13 protein-coding genes and 1 riboswitch are annotated in these 10,934 nt (G+C 65.4%); of the genes, 2 read left to right on the forward strand and 11 right to left on the reverse strand.

All coding sequences use genetic code 11. The annotated features are described in order from the left end of the window. Position 1: 1 nt before the first annotated feature. Positions 2-952, reverse strand: a complete 951-nt coding sequence (locus AOT83_RS06215; protein WP_030096276.1) for a TauD/TfdA family dioxygenase — start codon at positions 950-952, stop codon at positions 2-4. A gap of 95 nt (positions 953-1,047) precedes the next feature. Between AOT83_RS06215 and AOT83_RS06220 the strand changes: the two genes are divergently transcribed. Continuing rightward, entirely contained in the window at positions 1,048-1,764 is a 717-nt protein-coding gene (locus AOT83_RS06220; RefSeq protein ID WP_030096275.1) for a CoA pyrophosphatase, read from the forward strand. A 7-nt stretch (positions 1,765-1,771) separates the two neighbouring features. Here AOT83_RS06220 and AOT83_RS06225 read toward each other — a convergent pair whose 3' ends face one another. The 8 genes from AOT83_RS06225 to thiO all read right to left on the reverse strand — a co-directional run bounded on the left by AOT83_RS06225 (position 1,772) and on the right by thiO (position 9,115). Beyond that, positions 1,772-2,167, reverse strand: a complete 396-nt coding sequence (locus AOT83_RS06225; RefSeq protein WP_030096274.1) for a hypothetical protein — start codon at positions 2,165-2,167, stop codon at positions 1,772-1,774. Positions 2,168-2,205: 38 nt separating this feature from the next. After that, positions 2,206-3,702, reverse strand: coding sequence for a M28 family metallopeptidase (locus AOT83_RS06230; RefSeq protein WP_030096273.1), 1,497 nt, complete (start codon positions 3,700-3,702; stop codon positions 2,206-2,208). Between the two features lie 128 nt (positions 3,703-3,830). Further along, complete coding sequence (locus AOT83_RS06235) at positions 3,831-5,330, reverse strand: M28 family metallopeptidase (RefSeq protein WP_057964153.1); 1,500 nt, start codon at positions 5,328-5,330, stop codon at positions 3,831-3,833. An 18-nt stretch (positions 5,331-5,348) separates the two neighbouring features. Then, on the reverse strand, positions 5,349-6,101 hold the full coding sequence (locus tag AOT83_RS06240) for an ABC transporter permease (RefSeq protein WP_057964152.1): 753 nt from the start codon (positions 6,099-6,101) through the stop codon (positions 5,349-5,351). Next, complete coding sequence (locus AOT83_RS06245) at positions 6,101-7,054, reverse strand: ABC transporter ATP-binding protein (RefSeq protein WP_057964151.1); 954 nt, start codon at positions 7,052-7,054, stop codon at positions 6,101-6,103. The genes AOT83_RS06240 and AOT83_RS06245 overlap by 1 nt, the downstream gene beginning before the upstream one ends. 17 nt (positions 7,055-7,071) lie before the next feature. Then, the gene (locus tag AOT83_RS06250) at positions 7,072-7,833 is read right to left on the reverse strand and encodes a thiazole synthase (RefSeq protein ID WP_199344395.1); all 762 of its coding nucleotides are present in this window, start codon (positions 7,831-7,833) and stop codon (positions 7,072-7,074) included. Between the two features lie 26 nt (positions 7,834-7,859). Beyond that, positions 7,860-8,057, reverse strand: coding sequence for a sulfur carrier protein ThiS (gene thiS, locus AOT83_RS06255; protein ID WP_057964150.1), 198 nt, complete (start codon positions 8,055-8,057; stop codon positions 7,860-7,862). Continuing rightward, complete coding sequence (gene thiO / locus AOT83_RS06260; protein WP_030096267.1) at positions 8,054-9,115, reverse strand: glycine oxidase ThiO; 1,062 nt, start codon at positions 9,113-9,115, stop codon at positions 8,054-8,056. Before thiO ends, thiS begins: the two co-directional genes overlap by 4 nt. After that, positions 9,114-9,229, reverse strand: a riboswitch (TPP riboswitch). It overlaps the preceding gene by 2 nt. Positions 9,230-9,253: 24 nt before the next feature. Between thiO and thiE the strand changes: the two genes are divergently transcribed. Beyond that, positions 9,254-9,940 carry a thiamine phosphate synthase gene (gene thiE / locus AOT83_RS06265; protein WP_057964149.1) on the forward strand — a complete coding sequence of 229 codons (687 nt, stop codon included), beginning with the start codon at positions 9,254-9,256 and terminating at the stop codon, positions 9,938-9,940. 43 nt (positions 9,941-9,983) lie between these two features. On the opposite strand, the gene AOT83_RS06270 is transcribed toward thiE, so the two are convergent. Both AOT83_RS06270 and AOT83_RS06275 read right to left on the reverse strand, forming a co-directional pair. Then, positions 9,984-10,355 carry a hypothetical protein gene (locus AOT83_RS06270; protein ID WP_030096265.1) on the reverse strand — a complete coding sequence of 124 codons (372 nt, stop codon included), beginning with the start codon at positions 10,353-10,355 and terminating at the stop codon, positions 9,984-9,986. A 9-nt stretch (positions 10,356-10,364) separates the two neighbouring features. Next, complete coding sequence (locus AOT83_RS06275; protein WP_030096264.1) at positions 10,365-10,913, reverse strand: NUDIX domain-containing protein; 549 nt, start codon at positions 10,911-10,913, stop codon at positions 10,365-10,367. Positions 10,914-10,934 lie beyond the last annotated feature (21 nt).

Raw genomic sequence — 10,934 nt, forward strand, 5'->3', positions numbered from 1 at the left:
ATCAGGCGGCGAACAGCTCCAACCGTCGCGGACTCTCGATCCCCGAGTAATGACTGGCATCGCCAGTGAGGATCTGACTTGCCTGACCATAGATGTCCACCGGCACATCGCCGGCCAACGTGACGCGATGCAGTTCGCGCTGCTGGTCGCCGAAGTCGGCGATTCCGTAATGCTGGGTGGCCCGGTTGTCCCAGATGGCTACGTCACCCAGCCGCCAGTTCCATCGGAAGGTGTTCTCCAGCTTGGTGATGCGTGACTGCAGCAGCTGGAACAGTGTCGCGAACTCGGCGCCGTGAAACTCCGGGAAACTCTTGACGAATTGCCCGAGCAGCAGGCTGCGCTCACCGGTCTCCGGGTGCACCCGCACCACCGGATGCAACGTTTCATACAGAGAGCTGGTGAACTCGCTGTAATACGCGGCTCGGCGCTCGGCGCTCACCCCGCCCGATGCGCCCGCGCCCACGTAGTCATACAGGTTGGTGTGGGTGGCCCACAGGTCGTCGGCAAGCGCACGCAACGGCGCGGGCAGCTGTTCGTACGCCGCAACCGTCGACGCCCAGGTGGTGGCGCCCCCATAGGAGGGCAAGGTCACCGGCCGCAGGACCGACGCCTTCGGAATGCGGTCGACGAACGTGACGTCGGTGTGCCAGCCGTTGGCGGCGCCTTCGAGGTTCAGCAGCTCACTGCCGTGAGAGGTCACCGTGGGGTGCGGCAGCGTCGGCTCCCCGAGCAGACTGGCGAATGCGTACTGTCCGGCGTCGTCCAGGTGGTGTTGTCCGGTGAACACCAGCACCTTGTTGACGGCCAGCGCGACGCGGATTGCCTCGGCACGTTCGGCCGGAACATCGGCGCCGAGCTGCACACCGTCGACCCGGGCGCCGATGTGTTCGCCGAGCTTTTCGACGGTGATCCCGGCGTCACGATAGATACGTCGTGTTTCGTTGTCACTCACCCCCGAATCTCAACAATCCCGGCGCCGTATGCCCAGGGATAGAGCCAAGTCGATTCGAAAGGACCGCCGTCGACGACGGCAGATATGGTCGAACGGTGATCGCGTACGACGAGGAACTGCGGGACCGGATTCGCCGATTCCTGGCGGGCCATGACCGCCGGACCGTCGATGATCCGGAGAAACGCCGCGCCGCGGTGGCCGTCGTGCTGGTCGATTCGGATCTAGGGGAAGACCGCATCGACCCGGCACCGGTGGACGACTGGATTGGCGGTCGCGAGATCCCCGAGCAGGGGCTAGACGGCAGGATGGTCGATGTCTCCGGTGGAGCGGCATTCCTGTTATGCCGCAGAACCTCTCGACTCAACTCCCATGCCGCGCAATGGGCACTGCCCGGTGGACGACTGGATCCGGGCGAGGACGCGGTGCAAGCCGCGCTGCGTGAGCTGGACGAGGAGCTGGGGGTGGCGCTGCCCGATACGACGGTGCTTGGACTGCTCGACGACTACCCGACGCGATCGGGATACGTGATCACCCCGGTCGTGGTGTGGGGCGGCGGCCGTCTGGAGATGCGCCCCTCACCCGACGAGGTGGTGGCGGCCTATCGCGTGGGATTGCACCAGCTCCAACGCGAGGATTCACCGCGCTACATCAACATTCCGGAGAGCCCACGCCCGGTGGTGCAGATCCCACTGGGCAACGACCTCATCCACGCCCCGACCGGGGCCGTCTTATTACAGGTGAGATGGCTCTGTCTGGAAGGCCGCGGTGACCGCGTCGATGAGCTGGAGCAGCCGGTCTTCGCCTGGCGATAGCCGGCGCTTAGGACACGTTGGCGCGCGCCAGCACCGTCGGCGTCCCGTAGGGCGCGCTCTGTTCCGCCACCCAGCCCGGGTCCAGGTACACCGAGTTCGATGCGATCACATTGCCGTCGCGCAGGATCTCACCGAGGTAATTGCCGCCCTGGTCACTGAATATGCTCACCTGCGCTTCGCGAGCCGTCATCGATATGTCGTGCGTCCAGGGCACGAAGGGATCGAGCCAGGTGTACTTCTCCGCCTTCTCCCCCTTACCCGTGCGGTAGGAGATGACCACCTGACGATTACTCCCCGGGTCCTGCGCTGTCACGCGGTAGGTCATTTTCACCCCGGGATCGGCATGAACGACCGGAGAAGACGGTAGCCCGATCATGGCACTGGATGCCAGAGCTACCAGCAGCACAAGAATTCTTCGCATGCGCTGGGATGCTAGCTGCCTCAGCGATCCTGCGGAGAGTGTCGCCGAACTTTGCGCTCCGGTACGCCGTTCGGCCCGGTGGTGGACAGCGCATACGTGCCGACGGCAAAGGCCACCGCCGGACCGTTGATCCCCAGCGCCTCCCTGCCGACATTCGCGAGGTTGTCCTTGGGGCCGTGGTAGTTGGGGTCAAATGGTTGACCCGCGCGTCCCTGCCACATCTTGGCTTCCGGACCGCTCATTCTGTCCAGCGCACCCGAGCTGATTCCACCCACCGGGATATTGGCGGCCAGGAAGGGCCCGTAATCGGATCTACCGTTGAATTCCTCGGCCGCCGGTCGCTTGCCCGCCAGGTTGAGGTATCCAGCGAAGGTTCGTTCGATACCCGCGGACCCTTCCGGAATGTCCAGCGGCGGCCGGTTCGGGTCGGGTTTAGCGGCGGACTGGTCACCGTCGAGCACGAAGTACCCGGCATTGGGCGAACCGAGCATGTCGAAGTTCAGGTACAGCGCGATGTCATTGAGCTCGTCGGCGTTGCGGCCCTTGGCGTATTCGATCGACCCGGCCAGTCCGTCCTCTTCGGCGGCCCAGAAGGCGAACCTGACGGCGTTGTTGATCACCGGCTTGGGTCCGAGCTGCAGCGCACTCTCCAAGACCGCGGCCACACCGGTTCCGTTGTCGTTGATGCCCGGGCCCTTGGCCACACTGTCCAGGTGCGCTCCGGCGAGCACCACATTCGCGGGGTCACCCGTTGCGGTCTGGGCGATGATGCTGCGTGAGCGCACCTTCGCGATGTTCATGTCCAGCACCAGGGTTATCGGCGACGAATTGCGGCGCAGCAGGGTGTCGACGCCCGAATCGACGATTCCAACCGGAATGGACAGCTGCTCATAGTAATTGGGTGTGAAAAGGCCCTCACCGGCACCGGCCTGCATCACGACCAGCACTGCCGCCGCACCCTTTTCCTTGGCGACATTGTGCTTGTCGACCACCGAACATCCGGCGCCGTCGACCACCGCGATCTGACCGTCGAGCTTGAGGGTGCCGTAATCGGCCGCGGCACAACCAGTGGCCTTACCCGAGGGCCGGATGATGTTGGCCTTGAGCCCGCCCTTGGGGGTCTGGGCGAAGTAGGAAGCCTGATCCACCGCGTAGGGGCGACCGCCGATGTCGACGAGCGGCTTGCCCTCGGTGAGTACCTTCAGCCTGGACAGCTCCGGGGCCTGTACCTCGAAACCACGATCTTTCAAGGCCTTTGTCACGTAGTCGGCGCTGGCGTCGTAGCCGGGCGTACCTTCAGCACGGTTCCCGCCGTGGGCGTCGGCCGCCTGCTGCAGCTGTTGCAGGTGCGCCATCATCGCGTCCACCGTCACCGAACGCGCAAGGTCGGCTGCGAGATTGGGATTCGGTGCCGCCGGTGCACCGGCCCCCGGTGGAGTCGGGTTGGCGCAGCAGCTCGCCACCGCCGCAATCGCAAGCAGGGCGCAACCACGCGCCAGTCCCCGAAACAACGCCATCAAACAAACCTCAATGAAACCTCTTGGAACCCCGGTGGAGTTGTGCGAATCGAGCAATCGCACACGCTACCGCACCAACGTTGGTTCCCAAGGCCTTTCGGGACGTTGCAACGAACCTGTTACCGCCGTTAGTCCTTCAGCTTGTGCCGGGTACGGTCCTCGCGAATGGGCACACCGTTGCGTCCGTCAATGCTCTGCGCGTACAAGCCAATGGTGTACGCGACTCCGCCGGCGTTGATCTTGAGCGCGTCCTTGTTCACGTTCGCCAGGTTGTCGCCCGCCTGGTGGTAGTTCGGATCGAAGGGCTGGCCCGCCTTGCCGCCCCAGTCCCGCGCCTCCTCGTCGGTCATCTTCTCCTCGGCCCCGGAGAAGATGCCGCCGGTCGGGATGCCCGCCCTGCTGAATGCGTCGTAGTCCGATCGGCCGTCGTATTCGGTGTCGTGGGCCTTCTTGCCCTGATCGGCAAGGTAGGCGACCTCGGTCCGCTCGATACCGGCCGAACCCTCCGGGATACGCACCGGAATCTCGTTCGGATCGGCTTCTTCGGACAGGTCGCCGTCATAGGTGAGGTACGCGGCGTTCGGCGAACCGAGCATGTCGTAATTCAGATACAAGGCAATGTTTTTCAGCGCATCCACGTCCAGGGATTTGACGTAGTCGGTGGAGCCGATCAGCCCTTCCTCCTCCGCGCCCCAGAACGCAAATCTCACCGCGTTCTTCACGTCCGGGTTCGGCCCCAGCTGCAGCGCGGTCTCCAGAACCGCCGCGGTACCGGTGCCGTTGTCATTGATCCCCGGCCCTTCGGGAACGCTGTCGAGGTGGGCACCGGCCATCACGACATCCGTGGTGGCACCCGTCTTGGTCTGTGCGATCACATTGCGCGCCTTGATGTCCTTGGTCTCGGCATCGACCTTGAGGACAACCTGGTCGGGATGTGCGCGCAGATCCGCTCCGGCCGACTTGGTGACGCCGACCACCGGAATCTTCGGAGTGGCGTCTTCACCGAGGGTGCCGCCCGCCTTGCTCTCATCGACATTGTCGGCGACGATCAGGCCGACCGCGCCGCGCTCGGCGGCAGCCCTCTCCTTCTCGGCGAACGGGCACGCTCCACGGTCGACCAGGACCACGGCGCCCTTGACATCCAGACCGTCGTAATCCTCGGCGGTGCAGCCCGGCGATTCTTCCGCACGGGCCGCGACCAGCCGTCCCTGAACCTGACCGCCCGGTGAGTACGACAGCACTGCGGCGTCGATCTTCTTGGAGCCGACCGTCAGATCCAACGATTTAGCCTGGAAGTACTTGAAGTCGAACTCGGGCGTCTGTACGTCGAATCCCTTGTCTTTCAGTGTCTTTACCACATAGTCGACACTCTGATCGAAGCCGGGAGTGCCCACCGCCCGAGTGTTGTTGTTCTTGTCGGCGATCCCCTGAAGCTCCGCGAGGTGCTTCACGACGTTGTCGACGGTCACCTTCTCGTGAAGCGAGTGCGCGAAACCAACCGCCTCCGCGGAGCCTGCCTGCGGCACCGAGCGGGGTGCGTCGCCGCCATCCCGATCGCACGCCGTCGCTGTCGCCAGTGCGCATACCGCGGACACCGCAACCGCACACACAACCCGCTTGGTCCCCATGGTTCTCCCTTGTCCGACTTAGACGTCGCGTCGCTGCACGACGGCCAGGGCCGCAGCGAGCGTGATGACAACCACGGTAGCAAAGTAGATGAGAGAGCCGGTGGTGCCCCAAACGAAGCGCACACCGTCGGAGGTGTACCACGGCACACCGGTAAACCTGATTCCGTTCGCGAAAGGAAGGAAGGGCTGCAACGCCTTTCCGGCATCAGTGAGCCAGCCCAGCATCAACTCGAGCACCGTCGGCCACAACAGCAGCACCGCAACAGCACCCGCGGTGTGCTTCAGCAACACCCCTATCGCCACCGCGAGTACCGCACACAAGAACGCGTACACGCTCACCGAACCAATCGTGTTCCACACGCCAGCACTGTCGAGCGTCAAGTTCGCGCCCGCCACCGGTCCGGCCATGGCGCGCACCAGCACGATCGAGGTCAGCGTGGTGACCGCGGTGACCGCTGCCACCCAGACCCCCGCGACCAGGGCCTTGGCGCCAATTACCGACAACCTGTTGGGCGAGGCCTGAAAGGTGGTTCGCACCATTGCGGTTCGATTCTCATTGGTCACCGTCATCGCGGCGAGCACCATCAGCAGCGGCACCCCCACGACAGTCGCACCGCCCGCGGCGTCACCAGGGGTGATCGGCGCGTACACAGAGGCCGATCCGCCCTGCAGGCCCGCCAATCCCAAACCCAAGGCCAGGGCAAGCAGGCTGCACCACACCGCAGAACGCGAGGTGGATACCTTGATCCGCTCGGCCGCGATAACGCCCATCAGCGAACACCCTCCGCGTCCGCAACTGCGTCCGCAGACACCTGGCTGCGGTACTGCACGGCATCATCGGTCAGCGACAGGTACGCGTCCTCCAACGAAACCCGTTGCGGGGAAAGTTCGTACAACGTGACGCCACGACGTGCGGCAAGCTCGCCAACCTGTTCGATAAGAGCACCGCTGATTTCCAGCACGCTTGCCTCTCCACCGTGTTCAGAAACGTGCACCGAGAAGCCACTTTCCTCCGCCGCCGTGCGCAAGGTCTCGAGCTGAGGACTGCGCACCCGCACCACATCGGCACCGGCCCGACTGACGAACTCATGCATAGATGTCGCCGCGATAAGCCGGCCGCGGCCGATGACCACCAATTGGTCTGCCGTGTTGGCCATTTCAGAAAGCAGGTGACTGGAGACCAGCACCGTGCGGCCCTGTGCGGCCAGACTCTGCATCAGAGTCCGAATCCAATGGATGCCCTCGGGGTCCAGGCCGTTGACCGGCTCATCGAACAGCAATACCTGGGGATCGCCGAGCAGTGCCACGGCAATGCCCAGGCGCTGCGACATGCCCAGGGAGAAGGTGCCGGCATGACGACCGGCCACGTCGGTCAGCCCGACCATCTCCAGCACTTCGTCCACCCGCCGGGAAGGAATGTCATTGGCAGCGGCGATCCACCTCAAGTGGTTACGCGCCGTCCGATTGGGGTGAAACTGCTTGGGATCCAGCAGCGCCCCAACCTCGCGCAGCGGATGGTCGATCTCGTGATACTGCTTGCCACCGATAGTCGCGGTCCCGGACGTCGGGCGAGCCAGCCCGACGATCATGCGCAACGTCGTCGACTTACCTGCCCCATTGGGTCCAAGGAACCCGGTCACGACGCCCGGCTCGATGGTTACCGAGAGGTCATCGACCGCCGGGGTCTGCCCATAGACCTTGGTCAGCGACCGCAGTTCGATCATGCGGCCCACTATGCCAGCTATTGCACTGCGGGTCCGTCCGGTGCCGGGCTGGAGGCCTGGGCCCAAAATCGACGGGGTATGCGGCCGGCGTGACGCGCGAGGTGCCCGGCGGTTACGGCTGCTGCCATGGCCGCGGCCATGCGCTCGGGATCGGCGGCGCGGGTCACGGCCGTCGCGAGCAGCACGGCATCGCAGCCGAGTTCCATCGCGAGTGCGGCATCGCTGGCGGTGCCGATTCCCGCGTCCAGGATCACCGGCACTCCGGCGGCCGCCACAATCATCTCGATGTTATGTGTGTTGGTGATGCCCAACCCGGTGCCGATGGGCGCTCCGAGTGGCATCACCGCGACGCATCCCACGTCTTCCAATCTGCGAGCCAGCACCGGATCGTCGGTCGTGTAAGGCAGTACCACGAACCCGTCGTCCACGAGTTGCTCGGCCGCACGCACCAACTCCACGGCATCGGGAAGAAGCGTGCGTTCGTCGGCGATCACCTCCAACTTGATCCAGTTGGTCTCCAGCGCCTCACGGGCCAGTTGCGCGGTCAGCACGGCCTCGGCGGAGCCGCGACATCCCGCGGTGTTGGGCAACGGCATGATGTCGAGTCGCTTGAGCAGATCCAGCACTCCAGTGCCCCCGGAAGCATCCACCCGCCGGATCGCGACGGTAGTCAGCTCGGTACCGGAGGCCAGCAGTGCCCTTTCCAGAATCGAGAGATTCGCGGCGCCACCGGTGCCCATGATGAGCCGCGAACCGAATGAGCGGCCCGCGATACACAGCGGTTCGTCTGCACTAACCACAGCACCTACCCCCCTTGCACCGCGGTGACGACTTCGACCAGGGCGCCGTCGGAAACCGTGGTGTCCCAATCGGATTTGGGCACGACGGTGTGGTTGATAGCTACCGCGATACCGCACTCGGGAAAGCCCAGTTGGTCGAGCAGCTGCCAGATGTTGGCACCCTCGGTGACCTCGCGCGCATCACCATTTACCTGAATGTTCATCGGGCCTCCTGACTATGTGCCTTCTCAAACCGGCGGGGATCGACGGCATCCGGCGGCTGGCCTCCGTCAAGCACCACCCCGATCGTCTTCGCCGTCCACGGCGCGAGGAGAAACCCCGAACGGCCATGACCGGCGGCCACGAGAGTCCGATCGTCGATCCTGCCCACCATGGGCAGATTGTCATCGGTCATCGGGCGCAGACCCGCCGCGCATTCGGCGAATTCGTACTCCCCCAGACAGGGCAGCACCGCGCACGCGTCGTCGAGCAGATCCCGCACGCCCGCCACGGCAGGCGCGGTGTCGTGGCCATGCTCGTACTGCGTGGCGCCCACGACGACACCGTCGTGCCGGGGCACCAGGTAGACATGGCGTCCGTGTACCCGCGCCCGGATCACGTTCGCGGGCGGGGGCATCGCGCCGGGTCGCCGTCGCAGCCTCAGTACCTCGCCCTTCACCGGACGAATCGGCAGATTCGCGAGTGTTGCCGCCTGCACCCCGTTCGCGATCACGATCTGATCGGCGGATGCGTCTTCGGTGTGGGTAACCGCAGGGCCCTTACGCACACCGAGCGCCTCGCATTCGGTGGCCAACACATCCAACACCGCGCGATTGTCGACGGCGAGTTCTTCGGGCGCGGTGAATCCGCGGCGGATGTTCTGCGCCAGCAGCGGCTCGATGTCGCGGGCATTGGTGGTCGCGGCAACGGTATGACCGCGCCCGGCCAGCCAGTCCGCCATGGTCCTCAGCTCACCGACGTCGGCCGTGTCGACGGCCACGGTAAGTGACCCCCGCGCGGTGATCACCGCGCCTGCCACGTCCTCGTCGATGAAGCCGTCGCGCCAGATCCCGAGGGATTCGATACCCAGATCCAGCAGGTCATCCTCACCGGGCCAGGCCTCGCTGTAGGGCGCAAGCATGCCGCCCGCCACCCAGGACGGGCCCTTTCGGCCGTCGTCGTGGACGGTGACCTGCCAGCCGCGGCGGGCAGCTTCACGTGCGACGGAAAGCCCGATGACCCCGCCGCCGATGACGGCGACAGAGCCTGGTTGAGACGACATCACAATCGGAGTCACTCCCTTCGCCGGCATGACCCGGATCAGGTCGGACGGTCAGGGCCGGATTCGTTGGCCCACTCTCAGCCCGCTCATCCTGGGGCTCCCGCGTTACTTACACCTACAACGCTAGCGTCTTCGACTATGCACCCGCGTTCGGCCCGGCTTGGGTCTGCCCACCTCTATCTCTGTACCGACGCGCGCCGCGAGCGCGGCGATCTCGCCGAATTCGTGGATGCCGCCCTTGCCTGCGGGGTCGACATCGTGCAGCTGCGCGACAAGGGATCAGTCGGCGAGCAGCAGTTCGGGCGGCTTGAGCCCACCGAAGAACTGGAGTGCCTGGCTGTTCTCGGTGCGGCCGCCGCACGTCACGGCGCATTGTTCGCGGTCAACGACCGTGCCGATATCGCCCGCGCGGCCGGGGCCGACATCCTGCATCTCGGCCAGGATGACCTGCCTCTTGCGGTCGCCAGGGAGATCGTCGGTCCGGACGTGCTGATCGGCCGGTCCACACATGACGCTGCTCAGGCCCGCCAGGCGGCCCTGGATACCGAGGTCGACTACTTCTGCTGCGGGCCGTGCTGGCCGACCCCCACCAAACCGGGCCGTACCGCCGCCGGTCTCGAACTTGTCAGCACGGCCGCAGCGCTCGGAACTGCCAAGCCCTGGTTCGCGATCGGCGGTATCGACGAGGCGCGGGTGCCTGAGGTGGTCGCGGCCGGAGCGTCGCGGATTGTCGTGGTGCGGGCGATCACCGCGTCGGTCGATCCCGGTGCGGCGGCAGCGTCCCTTCGCGAGCTAGTTCACCCGGCGCATACCGCACGCACGTAGACCACGCAGATCTGCCGCACCCGGTATGCGCTCGGCGTACGCCTCAGGGCCAGATCTGCGCCGGAGCCTCCGGATACTTCGCCTTCCAGCCCACCCACTGCGCATCGGTGGACCCGATCACGCTCTCGAGAATGGTCCACTTCGGGCCGGTCTTTCTGAGCAGGCCCTCATACCGGCTGGGGGCGGAGCCGCCGGTGTCCTGCAGTTGACCGTCGACCAGCGCCCAGTCGTCAGCACTCTTGAACGTCTTCACGTCCAGTTTGACGGGTTTACCCAGGTCAGCCTCGACGCGAGCAAGCGCGGTCGCCACCACCTCGTTGCGCTCGCCCGGCCCGCTCTCGGCTTTCTCTGAGCTGCAGGCACCCATCAGCACGCTCGTGATCACGGCCAGCATCAGGAGAAATCCGGTACGCATAACCGAACGCTACGGCAGTTGCCAGGCGAAGCGCCCGGGCTCGAGCTCGACGGTGCCGGGTCCGGAGAAACCATTCGATGTCCCCTGCAGCGTCGCGACCACCCGCAGCAGCGGCCACGCCGACTTGAACCCGGGATGCAACCGCATTCCCTCGATCTTTTCCTCGGGCACCCATCGCAGCTCGGTGCTCTCGTGATTGGCCTCGGTGGGCAACAACTCGGGGGCATCGGCAACAACCGTCGTGTACGTCCAGTGCGCCTGGCCGTCAATGCGTTTGGTCACCACCGAGGAGCGGATGGTCATGGCGCCCGGCTCGATTCCCGCTTCCTCGGCTGCCTCCCGGACCGCCGCCTGCTCGGCCGACTCATGGCTGTCCCGCGCCCCGCCTGGCAACGCCCAGGTGCCACCCTGATGACTCCACCAGGCCCGGTGCTGGAGCAGCACCGCGGGCTGGCCGCTCGCCAGCGGTGCGCGCAACAGCAAACCCGCTGCACCGAACCGCCCCCAGAATCGCGCACCCGTGTCAGCGACAACCCATCCGTCACCGTCGCCACGCACAGAGTCCACAGTAGAGCCACC

It is taken from the genome of Mycobacteroides sp. H001 (assembly GCF_001440005.1).
Taxonomy (GTDB): domain Bacteria; phylum Actinomycetota; class Actinomycetes; order Mycobacteriales; family Mycobacteriaceae; genus Mycobacterium; species Mycobacterium gwanakae.